The following is a 14,912-nucleotide window of genomic DNA, read 5'->3' as shown; positions in this document are numbered from 1 at the left end:
TGGGGATTTGTGTTCGGTCATAGGTAATCGGTTGTCAGGAATGGCCTCATCGCGAGCAGGCTCGCTCCTACAGTGGTCGGGTCGCCCACAAATTCATTGCATGACACATAACCTGTAGGAGTGAGCCTGCTCGCGATCGCGGTAGATCAGGTACAAAAGAAAACGGCACCTTACGGTGCCGTTCGCTTCTTACAGGTCGCCTTATTTACGCGCCGCCTCCCACGATTTCAGCAGTTCGGCATAGCTCACGGTCTCGCCCTTAGGCTTCTCGTTTTCCAGTTTCGGCTTCGGTGCGCCCGGTTGGTCGAACCAGTATTGCGCATCCCGCTCGGGGTTCATTTTCGGGGCGCAGGTGGCTTGGGCTTTCGAGCGTTCCAGACGGGTCATGATCGCGTCCTGATCCTTGGCCAGGCCGTCGAGTGCCTGTTGCGGGGTTTTCTCGCCGCTGGCGGCTTCGGCGATGTGGCTCCACCACAGTTGCGCCAGGCGTGGATAGTCCGGCACGTTGGTCCCGGTCGGGGTCCATTGCACGCGGGCCGGGCTGCGGTAGAACTCCACCAGGCCGCCGAGTTTCGGTGCCAGGTCGGTCATGGCTTGCGAGTTGATGTCCGATTCGCGGATCGGCGTCAGGCCGACGATGGTTTTCTTCAGCGACACGGTTTTCGAGGTCACGAACTGCGCGTAGAGCCAGGCCGCGAGTTTCTGTTTCTCAGGCGTGGATTTCATGAAGGTCCAGGAGCCGGCGTCCTGATAACCGAGTTTCATGCCCTCCTCCCAATACGGGCCTTTCGGCGAAGGCGCCATGCGCCATTTCGGCGTGCCGTCGGCATTCATCACCGGCAGGCCCGGTTTGGTCATGTCGGCGGTGAACGCGGTGTACCAGAAGATCTGCTGGGCGATGTTGCCCTGGGACGGCACCGGCCCAGACTCGGAGAAGGTCATGCCCGCCGCTTCCGGTGGCGCGTATTTTTTCATCCAGTCCACGTACTTGGTGGTCGCATACACGGCCGCCGGGCCGTTGGTGTCGCCACCGCGGGTTACGCTGGAGCCGACCGGATGGCAATCCTCGACGCGGATACCCCACTCGTCCACCGGCAAGCCGTTGGGTATGCCTTTATCGCCAGCACCGGCCATGGAGAACCAGGCATCGGTGAAGCGCCAGCCCAGGGACGGGTCTTTCTTGCCGTAGTCCATGTGCCCGTAGACGCGCTTGCCATCGATTTCCTTGACGTCTTCGCTGAAGAACTTGGCGATGTCTTCATAGGCCGACCAGTTCACCGGCACGCCGAGCTCGTAGCCGTACTTTTCCTTGAACTTGGCCTTGAGGTCCGCGCGCTCGAACCAGTCGGCGCGGAACCAGTACAGGTTGGCGAACTGCTGGTCAGGCAACTGATAGATCTTGCCGTCCGGCGCGGTGGTGAAGGAGATGCCGATGAAGTCTTTGATGTCGAGGGTCGGCGAGGTGAAGTTCTTGCCTTCGTTAGCCATCAGGTCGGTGATCGATTCGGTCTTGCCGTAGCGGAAATGCGTACCGATCAGATCCGAGTCATTGACCCAGCCGTCATAGATGTTCTTGTCCGACTGCATCTGGGTCTGCAGCTTTTCCACCACGTCGCCTTCCTGCAGCAGGTCGTGGGTCAGCTTGATCCCCGTGATCTCGGTGAAGGCCTTGGCCAGCACCTTGGATTCATACTCGTGGGTGGCGATGGTTTCCGACACCACTTTGATGCTCATCCCGCGAAACGGCTCAGCCGCCTTGATGAACCACTTCAGTTCTTCGAGTTGTTGATCGGCCGTCAGTGTGGATGGCTTGAATTCACTGCCGATCCATTTCTTTGCGGCGTCTTCATAGGCATCGGCCCAGGCAGACGCGCTCAAACCGCTGAGTGCCAGCATGGCTGCCAATGAAATGCTATGTCGCAGCTTATTGTTTTTGTCGAACATAGAGACCTCCTTATTGAGTTTCGGAGCAACATTGCCGAGCGATTCGACTAGCCCCAACGCATCACAGCCAACAGCCACACCAGGGACATCGCGAAGGCGACCCAGATGCTCCAGTCGGTGACGCCGATTACCAGCAAATGCAGGTAGGCGCTGCCGAGAAGACCGATGAACAAGCGATCGCCACGGGTGGTGGCAATCGGCAAAAATCCACGCCGAAGGATGCTCGGCGAACGTAATTCCCAAGTGGTCATGACCACCAGGATCAGGGCGATCACACTGAAAAATGCCGCCGTGGGGACGGTCCAGCTCATCCATTCCATCATCAGTTCCTCATACCCGGCCCAGGGCAAAGCCCTTGGCCACGTGGTTGCGAACAAACCAGATCACCAGCATGCCCGGCAGGATGGTCAACACCCCCGCCGCCGCCAGCACGCCCCAGTCAATGCCGGATGCCGAGACGGTGCGGGTCATCACCGCTGCGATCGGCTTGGCGTTCACCGAGGTGAGGGTTCGCGCCAGCAGCAGTTCGACCCAGGAAAACATGAAGCAGAAAAACGCCGTGACGCCGATGCCGGAGCCAATCAGCGGGATGAAAATCTTCACGAAGAACTTGGGAAAACTGTAGCCGTCGATGTAGGCGGTTTCGTCGATTTCCTTGGGCACGCCGGACATGAAGCCTTCTAGAATCCACACCGCAAGCGGCACGTTGAACAGGCAGTGGGCCAGGGCCACGGCGATGTGGGTGTCGAACAAGCCGATCGAGGAATACAACTGGAAGAACGGCAGCAGGAACACCGCCGGTGGCGCCATGCGGTTGGTCAGCAGCCAGAAGAACAGGTGCTTGTCGCCCAGGAAGCGATAACGCGAGAACGCATAGGCTGCCGGTAGCGCCACGGTCAGGGAAATGATCGTGTTCAGGCTCACGTAGTACGCCGAGTTGATGTAGCCGGTGTACCAGCTCGGATCGGTGAAGATCACCTTGTAGTTCGCCAGCGTGAAGTCCTGTGGGAAAAGTGTCAGGCCGCCGAGGATTTCGCTGTTGCTCTTGAACGACATGTTCAGCAGCCAGTAGATCGGCACCAGCAGGAACAGGATGTAGATCAGCAGTGGAACAAGCTTTCTCTTGCTCATGGCGGGCCTCAGCGGTTGGCGTCGGAGTGAGTCATGGCGGTGTAGAACAGCCAGGACACCAACAGGATGATCAGGAAATACACCAGCGAGAATGCGGCGGCCGGCCCGAGGTCGAACTGCCCGATCGCCATTTGCGTCAGGGTCTGGCTCAAGAAGGTGGTGGAATTGCCCGGACCGCCGCCCGTGAGCACGAAGGGCTCGGTGTAGATCATGAAGCTGTCCATGAAGCGCAGCATCACCGCGATCAGCAGCACGCTCTTGAGCTTGGGCAGCTGGATGTGCCGGAACACCGCCCATGCCGAGGCCCGGTCGATCCGCGCCGCCTGGTAATACACATCCGGAATCGCCCGCAGGCCGGAGAAGCACAACAGCGCCACCAGCGAGGTCCAGTGCCAGACGTCCATCACCAGCACGGTGACCCAGGCATCCATGGTGTTCGCCGCATAGTTGTAGCTGATGCCCATGGCCTTGAGGCTCGCCCCCAGCAGACCGATGTCGGCGCGGCCGAAGATCTGCCAGATGGTGCCGACCACGTTCCACGGAATCAGCAACGGAATCGCCAGGATGATCAGCACCACCGACGACCAGCGGCCCTTGGTCGGCATGGTCAGGGCAATCGCAATCCCCAGGGGAATTTCGATCAGCAGCACGCAGGCCGAGTAGATGAACTGGCGCAGCAACGAGTCGTGCAGGCGCGGATCGAGCAGCACTTGCTTGTACCAGTCGGCGCCGACGAAGTAGCGGCTGGACTGGTCGAAGATGTCCTGCACCGAATAGTTGACCACGGTCATCATCGGGATCACCGCACTGAACGCCACCAGCAGGAACACCGGCAACACCAGCCACCAGGCCTTGTTGTTCTGCACCTTGTTCATGGCTGCGCCTCTTGGTTGGCATTGGCTTCGAGCAGGAATTCATCGGCGTAGACCATCAGCCACTGCGCCGGAAAACTGATGTAGGCCGTGCCTTGCGGCACTGGTTTGTCTTCGGCCAGGCGCACTTTCAAGGGCACGCCATCGAGGTCGAGGCTCATGATCTTGTAGGTGCCCAGGTCTTCGACGTGTACGACCTGTGCCCGCAGCGCGTCATCAAAGGCTTCGTCCCACACATGGACGAACTCCGGACGAATGCCGACCTTCAGGGTATTCCACTCGGACTCGGCAATACGCTGCTGCATCGCCTCGGACAGCGGCAGGTGCGTCGAGGCAAAACCGACACCGCCGGGTTGCGGCTGCACCTCGATCAGGTTCATCCCGGGGCTGCCGATGAAGTAGCCGACAAAGGTGTGGCTCGGGCGCTCGAACAATTCCCTTGGCGTGCCGAATTGCACGATCTGCCCGCCGTACATCACCGCAATCTTGTCGGCAAAGGTCGAGGCCTCCAACTGATCGTGGGTGACGTAGACCATGGTGATGTTGAACTGCTCGTGGATCTGCTTGAGCTTGCGCCGCAGTTTCCACTTCAGGTGCGGGTCGATCACCGTCAGCGGCTCGTCGAACAGGATCGCCGACACGTCATCGCGCACCAGGCCGCGCCCCATGGAAACTTTCTGTTTTTCGTCGGCGGTGAGGTTGCGCGCCTTTTTGCTCAGCAGGTTCTGCAGGTCGAGGACCTCGGCGATTTCCTGCACCTTGCTATGGACCCTGGCCTCGGCCATGCCCTGATTGCGCAGCGGGAAGGCCAGGTTGTCGAACACCGTCATGGTGTCGTAGACCACCGGGAACTGGAAAACCTGGGCAATGTTGCGCTTCTCCGGGGTCAGGTTGTTGACCGCTTTGCCGTCGAACAGCACATGGCCCTGGGACGGGCTGAGCAGCCCGGAAATGATGTTGAGCAAGGTTGATTTGCCGCAGCCCGATGGACCGAGCAACGCGTAGGCGCCGCCTTGCTCCCAGATGTGGTCCATCTCGCGGATCGCATAGTCCTCCGGTCCCGCCGGGGTCCTGGTGTAACTGTGGGCGAGGTTCTGCAAACGGATTTCGGCCATCAGGCAACCCTCGTGACACGCCGGCCCGGCGCCTGGACCAGCCGCCCCTGCGTATCGAACACAAACAGTTTATGGGTCGGGATGTAGATGCGTATCGGCGCATCGACGTCGTATTCGTGGACACCCGGCAAGTGCAGCACCAGCAGGAAGTGCTCGTTGCGCACGTGCAGGAAGGTTTCCGAGCCGCTGATTTCCGCGACTTCGACGGTCACCGCCAATTCGAGGTCATCGTCGTTGCTCGGCACCAGCGAGATATGGCTGGGCCGCACGCCGAAACGGAACTCGCCCTCGCCCACCGGGCGCAGATCGACGTTCAGCGGGAAATGCACGAAGTTGGCGAAACTCACTTCGTTGCCGGCAATGCGTCCCGGCATCAGGTTGATCGGCGGCTCGGAGAACAGCTCCGCCGCCAGCACCGTTTGCGGCTGGTGATAGACCGAGGAAGACTGGCCGCTCTGGATCACCCGGCCTTCGTGAAGAATCGTGGTGGTGCCGCCCAGGGCCAGGGCCTCGTTGGGTTCGGTAGTGGCGTAAATCGCGATGGTGTGGCGCGCCTTGAACAGCTCGCGCATTTCCTGGCGCAGTTCTTCGCGCAACTTGTAGTCGAGGTTGACCAGCGGCTCATCGAACAGGATCAGTTCGGCATCCTTGACCAGCGCCCGGGCCATGGCCGTGCGTTGTTGCTGACCGCCGGAAAGCTCCAGTGGATAGCGCTTGAGAAACTTCTCGATGCGCAGCATCTTCGCGGTTTCCAGCACCTTGCTCTGGATCACTTCGCTGGATACACCGGCCTGACGCAGCGGCGAGGCGATGTTGTCGAACACCGTCATGGTCGGGTAGTTGATGAACTGCTGATAGACCATCGACACATTGCGCAAGCGCACGGGGCGTTGGGTGACATCGACGCCGTTCATCAGGATGCGGCCGCTGTCGGGCTTGTCCAGACCGGCCATCAGGCGCATCAGGCTGGTCTTGCCGGACAAGGTGCGCCCCAGCAAAACGTTGAAGGAACCGGGTTCAAAACTCAGGTTGGCATCGTCGATCCAGGTCTGGCCCTCGACGGTGCGGCTGACGTGCTCCAGGGTGAGTGACATGGCTCGGCCTTTTTATTATTTGGAGTCAAGCGACCGGAGCTCTAAAGCGACATCCGTGCCAAAAATCTCAAACTGTTGATTCAGCTTGAAATTCTCGAAGAAGACGGCGAAACAGCGTTCGTTGCTGAACACAAATGAACAATCGGAAATGAACAATTGAACAGTTCACCCATTGACAGTGAACAATAGTGAACAACACTCTACAGACTGCTCACGCCCCCCTGTAGGAGCGAGCCTGCTCGCGATGGACGTTAACGTTGACGAGGGCTGTCTGAATAAACGCGGCGCTCTCACGTCCATCGCGAGCAGGCTCGCTCCTACAGGGAACGTGTGAAGTTGAAGTCACCATAAAAACAATAAAAGCTTGCCCAGAGATCGACTGCCATGGCCGCACCCGCATCGCCGTTGTCCCACGACGCCATCATCCAGGACTCCTGGTCCCGTTGCCGCGCGTTCGGCCTCAGCCATCAAAGCACGCCGGCATTCGACCAATTGCCGGCCGCGGGCATCGCACAATTGCTGGAGAGCCAGCATTCACTGGTGCAAACCACCCATCAGGAAGTGCTGCCCTACTACGAGAACATCCTCAGCAATTCCAATTGCCTGATCATGCTCGCCGACCACCAGGGCCAGGTGCTAACGTCCTGGGGCACCCAGCGCTTCATCGAACCGAAACTGGCCCGGGGTTTCAGCGCCGGCGCCAGCTGGATGGAACGTTGCACCGGTACCAACGCCATCGGCACCGCCCTGGCCTGCGAACAAGCGGTGCACATCGAGCACGATGAACATTACCTCAAGGCCAACCGCTTCATGACCGGTTCCGCCGCGCCGATTTTCGATGCCGAGCGCAAGGTGATCGCGGTGCTGGACGTGTCCAGCGACAGCTACCTGCCCCCCTCCCACACCCTGGGCATGGTCAAGATGATGAGCCAGACCGTGGAAAACCGGCTGATCCTCAACCTGTTCCATGGCCAGCATTTCCAGCTGACGTTCAATACCGGACTGAACAACCTCGACAGTCAGTGGGCCGGGTTGCTGATATTCGACGAGACCGGCCAGGTGCTGTCGGCCAATCGCCGGGCTGACAATCTGCTGGGCATCAGCCTGTCGCGGGTCAGTGTCGAAAGCCTGTTCAAGGTCTCGCTGCTGGAGTTGCTGAACCAGCCCGACGGCCTGCCCTTCGCCCTGCAAACCTCGGGGCGCAATCGCTTCCAGTGCCTGTTGAAGCGGCCGAAACAGGCAACGATTCAACCTCGAGTGTTCACCGAGCCGGTTGTAGCTGCACCCGCGCCCATCAGCCTCAACACCCTGCACTTCGGCGACAGTCGCGTGGAAAAAGCCGTGCGTCAGGCCGAGCGCTTGCTGGAAAAAGACATTCCATTGCTGATCCACGGTGAAACCGGGGTTGGCAAGGAAGTGTTCGTCAAAGCCCTGCATCAGGCCAGCTCACGCAGCAAACAAGCGTTCATCGCCGTCAACTGTGCAGCGATTCCCGCCGAACTGGTGGAGTCCGAGCTGTTCGGCTATGAGAAAGGCGCGTTCACCGGCGCCAACCAGAAAGGCAGCATCGGGCTGATCCGCAAGGCTGACAAGGGCACGCTGTTCCTCGATGAAATCGGTGACATGCCGCTGCCGACCCAGGCACGACTGTTGCGGGTGTTACAGGAGCGTTGCGTGCAGCCGGTGGGCAGCAGCGAGTTGTTCCCTGTGGACTTGCGCATCATTTCCGCGACCAATCGCTCGTTGCGCGAACAGGTACAACTGGGGCGGTTTCGTGAAGACCTGTATTACCGCATTGGCGGCCTGACCCTGGAACTGCCGCCGTTAAGAGAGCGCAGCGATAAAGAGGCACTGTTCAAACGCCTGTGGGAACAGCATCGCGAACCCAGCCAATGGGCTGGGCTGAGCCGCGAGGTATTGGAGCTGTTCGACCGTCATCCGTGGCCGGGAAATTTGCGCCAGGTCAGCAGTGTGATGCAGGTGGCATTGGCGATGGCCGAGGAACAACCGATAAGGCCGGAGCATTTGCCGGATGATTTTTTTGTCGACCTGGAGATGGAACCGGTCGATACGCCGGAACCGTTGGCCGTGGATCTGAATGATACCGAGGATTTGAACCGGCAATTGCAGGCGGCAGGGGGGAATATTTCGTATCTGGCGCGGCGGTTGGGGGTTAGTCGCAATACCCTTTACAAGCGGTTGCGCCAGACTGAATGACGATTGAACCGCGCTGGTGGGGTTTGGCTTGAGACCATCGCGAGCAGGCTCGCTCCTACAGGGGATCTATGTTGCTCACAAAACTCAAACCTGGCGAAAACCCAATGTAGGAGCGAGCCTGCTCGCGATTACGTCAGCTCAGGCACCTCAAAAACAGCAGCCACCTCATAAACAAAAACCCGCACAAGGCGGGTTTTGTCTGTAACAAGTAAAACTATCAGTCAGCCAGACGCCAGGTCGTGCCGCCCTTGCCGTCTTCCAGCACCACGCCCATGGCGGTGAGCTGGTCGCGGATGCGGTCGGATTCGGCCCAGTCCTTGCCGGCACGTGCCGCCAGGCGCGCTGCAATCAGTGCCTCGACTTCGGCTGCATCCACGCGCCCTTCGGCGCCAGCCTGCAGGAAGTCATCTGCCTCAAGCTGCAACACACCCAACACACTGGCCAGCTCTTTCAAACGGGCTGCCAGACCGGCCGCTGCGTTCAGATCGCTCTCGCGCAGGCGGTTGATCTCGCGGACCATCTCGAATAGCACCGCGCAGGCTTCCGGCGTACCGAAGTCGTCGTTCATCACCGAGGTGAAACGCTCGACGAAAGCTTCGCCGCCAGCCGGTGCAACGTTCGGCAGGCCTTTCAACGCGTGGTAGAAACGCTCCAGGGCGCCCTTGGCGTCCTTGAGGTTGTCTTCCGAGTAGTTGATGGCGCTGCGGTAGTGGCTCGACACCAGCAGGTAGCGCACGACTTCCGGGTGGTACTTGTCGAGCACGTCGCGAATGGTGAAGAAGTTGTTCAAGGACTTGGACATTTTCTCGCCATTGATGCGAATCATGCCGCAATGCATCCACGCGTTGGCGTAGGTCTTGCCGGTCGCTGCTTCGCTCTGGGCAATTTCGTTTTCATGGTGCGGGAACTCCAGGTCGCTGCCGCCGCCATGAATGTCGAAGGTCTCGCCCAGGCAGCAGGTGGACATCACCGAGCATTCGATGTGCCAGCCCGGACGCCCGGCGCCCCACGGCGATTCCCAGCTCGGCTCGCCCGGCTTGGTGGCTTTCCACAGCACGAAGTCCAGCGGGTCCTGCTTGGACTCGTCGACTTCGATGCGTGCACCGATGCGCAGGTCTTCGATCTTCTTGCGCGACAGCTTGCCGTAGCCCATGAACCTGGCAACGCGGTAGTACACGTCGCCATTGCCCGGGGCGTAGGCGTAGCCCTTGTCGATCAAGGTCTGGATCATGCTCAGCATGCCCGGAATGTGATCCGTGGCACGTGGCTCCATGTCCGGCTTGAGGATGTTGAGGCGCGCCTCGTCCTCATGCATCGCGGTGATCATGCGTTCGGTCAGCGCGTCGAACGGCTCGCCGTTCTCTTTCGCCCGATTGATGATCTTGTCTTCAATGTCGGTGATGTTGCGCACATAAGTCAGGTTATAACCGCTGAAGCGCAACCAGCGGGTCACCAGGTCGAACGCAACCATGCTGCGGCCATGGCCAATGTGGCAGTAGTCGTACACGGTCATCCCGCAGACGTACATGCGCACATTGTTGCCATCGAGCGGCTTGAAGACTTCTTTGCTCTTGGTGAGCGTGTTGTAGATCGTAAGCACGTTAATTCCTTGACGCTAAATCACTGGCCCCACGAATCACGCAGGGTCACGGTACGGTTGAATACCGGAGCGCCCGGTTTCGAGTCCTTGATATCCGCGACGAAGTAACCTTCGCGCTCGAACTGGAAACGGTCTTCCGGCTGTGCATTGCCCAACGAGGGTTCAGCACGACAACCGGTGAGTACCTGCAGCGAATCAGGGTTGATGTTGTCCAGGAAACTGGCGCTGTCTTCGGCCTTCTCAGGGTTGGCCGAACGGAACAGACGATCGTACAACCGCACTTCGCACTCGACGCTGGCCGCAGCCGGTACCCAGTGGACCACGCCTTTGACCTTGCGGCCCTCAGGGTTCTTGCCCAGGGTGTCCGGATCGTACGAGCAGCGCAGTTCGACGATGTTGCCATCGGCGTCCTTGATCGCTTCATCGGCACGGATCACGTAGCTGCCACGCAGGCGCACTTCACCGGCCGGTTCCAGGCGCTTGTAGCCCTTCGGCGGCTCTTCCATGAAGTCTTCACGGTCGATGTAGATTTCCCGGGCGAACGGCAACACGCGCACGCCCATGTCTTCTTTCGGGTGGCACGGCAGTTCGAGGTTCTCGACCTGGCCTTCCGGATAGTTGGTGATCACGACTTTCAGCGGACGCAGTACGCACATGGCGCGCGGCGCGCTATGGTCGAGGTCGTCGCGGATGCTGAATTCGAGCATGCCGAAGTCCACCACGCCGTCGGAACGGTTGGTGCCGATCATTTCGCAGAAGTTGCGGATCGATTTCGGCGTGTAGCCACGGCGGCGGAAACCCGACAGCGTGGACATGCGCGGGTCGTCCCAGCCATTGACGTGACCTTCGTCCACAAGCTGCTTGAGCTTACGCTTGCTGGTGATGGTGTAGTTCAGGTTCAGGCGGCTGAACTCGTACTGGCGCGGGTGCGCCGGCACCGGCAGGTTGTCGAGGAACCAGTCGTACAGCGGACGATGGCTTTCGAACTCCAGGGTGCAGATCGAGTGGGTGATGCCTTCGATGGCGTCCGACTGACCGTGGGTGAAGTCGTAGTTCGGGTAGATGCACCACTTGTCACCGGTCTGGTGGTGGTGAGCGTGACGGATGCGATACATGATCGGGTCGCGCAGGTTCATGTTCGGCGAGGCCATGTCGATCTTGGCCCGCAGCACCCGTGCGCCGTCCTTGAACTCGCCGGCTTTCATGCGGGCGAACAGGTCCAGGTTCTCTTCGACGCTGCGCTCGCGAAACGGGCTGTTCTTGCCCGGCTCGGTCAGGCTGCCGCGATACTCCTTGGCTTGCTCCGGGGTCAGGTCATCGACGTAGGCATTGCCGGACTTGATCAACTCCACCGCCCAGTCATGCAACTGGTCGAAATACTGCGAGGCGTAGCGCACTTCGCCGGACCACTCGAAGCCCAGCCATTTGACATCGCTTTCGATCGCGTCGATGTATTCCTGGTCTTCCTTGGCCGGGTTGGTGTCGTCGAAACGCAGGTGCGTGACGCCGCCGAACTCCTGGGCCAGGCCGAAGTTCACGCAGATCGACTTGGCGTGGCCGATGTGCAGGTAGCCGTTGGGTTCAGGCGGGAAACGGGTGACGATTTGCGTGTGCTTGCCCGAGTCCAGGTCTGCCTGGATGATCGGCCGCAGGAAGTTGACCGGCACGGCAGGGCCGGTCTTGGCATTCGAGGTAGGGTCGACAGTGGGCTTGCTCATAGGATCCTTGAACGTACAAGTGCGTGGCCGTAATGAAGGCCGGACAAAACAAAGGCGCTATCATAGCCGATGCCGTCAAGTACCTGACAGAGCGCACTCTGTAAACCGTCGTATTTAATAGGCCGCAAATGAAAAAACTGCCTCGAAATTCGCGTCTGGCACGCTAAACTGCGCACCTTGGCCAAGACAGGCCGAACCGGTTGCGGGACGGAATGTCCCAGAACCACGAATTCCTTAGATATGCTTCATCTCAAAAGAGTACCGATCATGACCCAAGTCAAACTGACTACCAACCATGGCGACATCGTCCTCGAACTGAACGCCGATAAAGCCCCGATCACCGTGGCCAACTTCGTCGAGTACGTTAAAGCCGGTCACTACGAAAACACCGTTTTCCACCGTGTCATCGGTAACTTCATGATCCAGGGCGGCGGTTTCGAGCCAGGCATGAAAGAAAAGAAAGACAAGCGCCCAAGCATCCAGAACGAAGCTGACAACGGTCTTTCCAACGACAAGTACACCGTCGCCATGGCCCGCACCATGGAGCCGCATTCGGCTTCCGCGCAATTCTTCATCAACGTGGCCGACAACAGCTTCCTGAACCACAGCGGCAAGAACGTTCAGGGCTGGGGCTACGCGGTATTCGGTAAAGTGACCGCCGGCACCGACGTTGTCGACAAGATCAAAGGCGTGGCCACCACTTCCAAGTCCGGCCACCAGGACGTACCAGCAGACGACGTGATCATCGAGAAAGCCGAGATCATTGAGTGATATTGCTGATTTCAGACTTGCATCTGGAAGAGGAGCGCCCGGACATTACCCGGGCGTTTCTGGATTTGCTCGCCGGACGCGCCCGCTCGGCGAGTGCGTTGTACATTCTGGGCGACTTCTTCGAGGTGTGGATTGGCGACGACGCCATGACCCCCTTCCAGCGCTCCATCTGCCAGGCCCTGCGCGACCTCAGCGACAGTGGCACGGCCATTTTCCTGATGCACGGCAATCGCGACTTCATGCTGGGCAAGGCCTTCTGCAAAGCAGCCGGCTGCACCTTGCTGAAAGATCCGAGTGTCGTGCAGTTCAACGGCGAGCCGGTGCTGCTGATGCACGGCGACAGCCTCTGCACCCGCGACGAAGCCTATATGAAGCTGCGTCGCTACCTGCGCAACCCGATCACCCTGTTCATCCTGCGGCACTTGCCGCTGCGCACCCGGCACAAGCTGGCGCGCAAGCTGCGCAGTGAAAGTCGCACGCAAACGCGGATGAAGGCCAATGACATTGTCGACGTCACGCCTGAGGAGATTCCGCGAATCATGCAGGAATACGGCGTGAAAACCTTGATCCACGGGCACACCCACCGCCCCGCGATTCACAAGTTGCAGCTTGGCGAGCAAGCGGCCAAGCGTATTGTGCTGGGGGATTGGGATCGTCAAGGGTGGGCGCTGCAGGTGGATGAGCAAGGGTTTGCGCTGGCACCCTTTGATTTCACGCCGCCACCGCAACTGGCTGCACCCGCGAACTGACTACCAAACACAAAACCCTGTAGGAGCGAGCCTGCTCGCGATTGCGGACTCAAATTCAACATCATTGTTGATTGATCCACCGCTATCGCGAGCAGGCTCGCTCCTACAGGGGGTGTGCGGTGTTTAGTGTCCGGCCGAGGCCGCAGGCCCGGCCTTCGCCGTAAACGGTGGCTTCGCCAGCCACACGATCAATATCAGCCCCATGAACATCCAGCCCAACAAGGTGAAGTAATCCACCGTGGACATGATGTACGCCTGGCTGACCACCGTCTGCTCCAGCTGCGTATAGGCCTTGGCCCCTGCCCCGCCCAGTTGGCTCAGTGCTTCGCGGGTTGCCGGATCGAAGGGGGTGATGCTTTCGGTCAGGTAGGCATGATGCTGGTCCGCCCGGCGAATCCAGATCCAGGTGGTCAACGACGCCGCGAAACTGCCGCCCAGGGTCCGCAAGAATGTCGCCAGCCCCGAACCGTCGGCAATCTGGCTGGGCGGCAGGTCCGACAGAAGGATGGTCAGGGTCGGCATGAAGAACAGTGCCACGCCGATGCCCATGAACAGTTGCACCATGGCGATGTGCTGGAAGTCCACTTCATTGGTGAACCCGGCGCGCATGAAACAGCTCAGGCCGATGGCCAGGAACGCCCCGCCCGCCAGCAGGCGCATGTCGAATTTCGGTGCGTATTTGCCGACAAACGGCGCCAGCAGCACCGGCAGGATCCCCAGCGGTGCCACGGCAAAACCGGCCCAGGTCGCGGTGTAGCCCAGCCGCGTTTGCAGCCACTGCGGCAGGATCAGGTTGATCCCGAAGAACCCGGCATAACCCAGGATCAGCACGATGGTGCCGTAGCGGAAGTTGCGATGGGCAAACAGGCGCAGGTTGACCACCGGGTGTTCGTCGGTCATTTCCCAGATCACGAAGAACGCCAGGGCCACCACCGAAATCACCGAGCCGATCACGATGAAGCTGGATTCGAACCAGTCGGCATCGTTGCCCTTGTCGAGCACGATCTGCAACGCCCCGACACCGATGATCAACGCGATCAAGCCGACGTAATCCATAGGCTGGCGGCTGGTGACCACCGGACGCTTTTTCATCTGCTGGGTCACCACCCACGCCGCGAACAGACCGATCGGCACGTTGATGAAGAAAATCCACGGCCAGCTATAGCTGTCGGTGATCCAGCCGCCGAGGATCGGCCCGGCAATCGGCGCGACCACCGTGACCATCGCCAACAGCGCCAGCGCCAGCCCCCGTTTCGCCGGTGGGTAAACCGCAATCAGCAGGGTCTGGGTCATCGGGTACAGCGGCCCGGCCACCACCCCCTGCAGCACACGGAAGCCCACCAGCTCCGGCATCGAGGTGGAAATCCCGCACAGGAACGAAGCCAGCACGAACAGCAGTGTCGCCCAGACAAACAGCTTCACCTCGCCGAACCGTCGACTGAGCCAGCCGGTCAGCGGCAAGGCGATGGCGTTGCTCACGGCGAACGAGGTGATGACCCAGGTGCCCTGCTCTGAACTCACGCCCAGGTTGCCGGAGATCGTCGGCAACGCCACGTTGGCGATGGTGGTGTCGAGCACTTGCATGAAGGTCGCCAGCGACAGGCCGATGGTGCTGAGCAGCAGGCTGGGCGGCGTGAAAGACGCGTTATTGCTCATCGCGAATCCTTTGGAGCTGAATTTTTTGGAGCGGGGCCGGCGCTG

Annotated in this window: 12 protein-coding genes; 3 read left to right on the top strand and 9 right to left on the bottom strand. The window is 60.0% G+C overall.

The window, feature by feature from the left end:
• Positions 1-201 precede the first annotated feature (201 nt).
• From ACM6J5_RS07260 to ACM6J5_RS07235, 6 genes are read right to left on the bottom strand one after another with little or no spacing between them, the layout of a single operon-like run.
• The gene (locus ACM6J5_RS07260; protein WP_095943710.1) at positions 202-1,944 is read right to left on the bottom strand and encodes an ABC transporter substrate-binding protein; all 1,743 of its coding nucleotides are present in this window, start codon (positions 1,942-1,944) and stop codon (positions 202-204) included.
• 47 nt (positions 1,945-1,991) lie between these two features.
• Entirely contained in the window at positions 1,992-2,264 is a 273-nt protein-coding gene (locus ACM6J5_RS07255; RefSeq protein WP_095943787.1) for a DUF2160 domain-containing protein, read from the bottom strand.
• A 10-nt stretch (positions 2,265-2,274) separates the two neighbouring features.
• Positions 2,275-3,075: a carbohydrate ABC transporter permease gene (locus ACM6J5_RS07250; RefSeq protein ID WP_095943709.1), complete on the bottom strand. Its 801-nt coding sequence runs from the start codon at positions 3,073-3,075 to the stop codon at positions 2,275-2,277.
• 8 nt (positions 3,076-3,083) lie between these two features.
• Positions 3,084-3,950, bottom strand: coding sequence for a carbohydrate ABC transporter permease (locus ACM6J5_RS07245; protein ID WP_008046507.1), 867 nt, complete (start codon positions 3,948-3,950; stop codon positions 3,084-3,086).
• Positions 3,947-5,062: an ABC transporter ATP-binding protein gene (locus ACM6J5_RS07240; RefSeq protein ID WP_095943708.1), complete on the bottom strand. Its 1,116-nt coding sequence runs from the start codon at positions 5,060-5,062 to the stop codon at positions 3,947-3,949. Before ACM6J5_RS07240 ends, ACM6J5_RS07245 begins: the two co-directional genes overlap by 4 nt.
• Positions 5,062-6,156: an ABC transporter ATP-binding protein gene (locus ACM6J5_RS07235; protein ID WP_414928091.1), complete on the bottom strand. Its 1,095-nt coding sequence runs from the start codon at positions 6,154-6,156 to the stop codon at positions 5,062-5,064. Before ACM6J5_RS07235 ends, ACM6J5_RS07240 begins: the two co-directional genes overlap by 1 nt.
• A gap of 384 nt (positions 6,157-6,540) precedes the next feature.
• Here ACM6J5_RS07235 and ACM6J5_RS07230 point away from each other — a divergent pair, with 384 nt between their 5' ends.
• Positions 6,541-8,373 (top strand): sigma-54-dependent Fis family transcriptional regulator, encoded by a 1,833-nt coding sequence (locus tag ACM6J5_RS07230; RefSeq protein WP_095945991.1) that lies wholly within the window; start codon positions 6,541-6,543, stop codon positions 8,371-8,373.
• Positions 8,374-8,590: 217 nt separating this feature from the next.
• Here ACM6J5_RS07230 and cysS read toward each other — a convergent pair whose 3' ends face one another.
• Positions 8,591-9,973 carry a cysteine--tRNA ligase gene (gene cysS, locus ACM6J5_RS07225; protein ID WP_414928090.1) on the bottom strand — a complete coding sequence of 461 codons (1,383 nt, stop codon included), beginning with the start codon at positions 9,971-9,973 and terminating at the stop codon, positions 8,591-8,593.
• Positions 9,974-9,993: 20 nt separating this feature from the next.
• On the bottom strand, positions 9,994-11,691 hold the full coding sequence (locus ACM6J5_RS07220) for a glutamine--tRNA ligase/YqeY domain fusion protein (protein ID WP_414928089.1): 1,698 nt from the start codon (positions 11,689-11,691) through the stop codon (positions 9,994-9,996).
• Positions 11,692-11,958: 267 nt separating this feature from the next.
• On the opposite strand from ACM6J5_RS07220, the gene ACM6J5_RS07215 reads away from it, so the two are divergent.
• The gene (locus ACM6J5_RS07215; RefSeq protein ID WP_046037821.1) at positions 11,959-12,462 is read left to right on the top strand and encodes a peptidylprolyl isomerase; all 504 of its coding nucleotides are present in this window, start codon (positions 11,959-11,961) and stop codon (positions 12,460-12,462) included.
• Positions 12,459-13,211, top strand: a complete 753-nt coding sequence (lpxH, locus tag ACM6J5_RS07210; RefSeq protein WP_414928088.1) for a UDP-2,3-diacylglucosamine diphosphatase — start codon at positions 12,459-12,461, stop codon at positions 13,209-13,211. The genes ACM6J5_RS07215 and lpxH overlap by 4 nt, the downstream gene beginning before the upstream one ends.
• A gap of 123 nt (positions 13,212-13,334) precedes the next feature.
• Here the strand turns inward: lpxH and ACM6J5_RS07205 are convergent, their stop codons facing one another.
• Positions 13,335-14,867, bottom strand: a complete 1,533-nt coding sequence (locus tag ACM6J5_RS07205; RefSeq protein ID WP_095945987.1) for a DHA2 family efflux MFS transporter permease subunit — start codon at positions 14,865-14,867, stop codon at positions 13,335-13,337.
• Between the last annotated feature and the right edge of the window lie 45 nt (positions 14,868-14,912).

The sequence above is a fragment of the Pseudomonas sp. IT-P74 genome (assembly GCF_949768175.1).
Taxonomy (GTDB): domain Bacteria; phylum Pseudomonadota; class Gammaproteobacteria; order Pseudomonadales; family Pseudomonadaceae; genus Aquipseudomonas.
The sequence above is the reverse complement of the archived record's forward strand: the minus strand, read 5'-3'. Positions and strand labels throughout refer to the sequence as shown.

What these genes read in the sequence shown, in the direction of transcription:
- ACM6J5_RS07260 (WP_095943710.1), bottom strand. Translation starts at nt 1,944, where the DNA reads ATGTTCGACAAAAACAATAAGCTGCGACATAGCATTTCATTGGCAGCC.
- ACM6J5_RS07255 (WP_095943787.1), bottom strand. Translation starts at nt 2,264, where the DNA reads ATGGAATGGATGAGCTGGACCGTCCCCACGGCGGCATTTTTCAGTGTG.
- ACM6J5_RS07250 (WP_095943709.1), bottom strand. Translation starts at nt 3,075, where the DNA reads ATGAGCAAGAGAAAGCTTGTTCCACTGCTGATCTACATCCTGTTCCTG.
- ACM6J5_RS07245 (WP_008046507.1), bottom strand. Translation starts at nt 3,950, where the DNA reads ATGAACAAGGTGCAGAACAACAAGGCCTGGTGGCTGGTGTTGCCGGTG.
- ACM6J5_RS07240 (WP_095943708.1), bottom strand. Translation starts at nt 5,062, where the DNA reads ATGGCCGAAATCCGTTTGCAGAACCTCGCCCACAGTTACACCAGGACC.
- ACM6J5_RS07235 (WP_414928091.1), bottom strand. Translation starts at nt 6,156, where the DNA reads ATGTCACTCACCCTGGAGCACGTCAGCCGCACCGTCGAGGGCCAGACC.
- ACM6J5_RS07230 (WP_095945991.1), top strand. Translation starts at nt 6,541, where the DNA reads ATGGCCGCACCCGCATCGCCGTTGTCCCACGACGCCATCATCCAGGAC.
- ACM6J5_RS07220 (WP_414928089.1), bottom strand. Translation starts at nt 11,691, where the DNA reads ATGAGCAAGCCCACTGTCGACCCTACCTCGAATGCCAAGACCGGCCCT.
- ACM6J5_RS07215 (WP_046037821.1), top strand. Translation starts at nt 11,959, where the DNA reads ATGACCCAAGTCAAACTGACTACCAACCATGGCGACATCGTCCTCGAA.
- ACM6J5_RS07205 (WP_095945987.1), bottom strand. Translation starts at nt 14,867, where the DNA reads ATGAGCAATAACGCGTCTTTCACGCCGCCCAGCCTGCTGCTCAGCACC.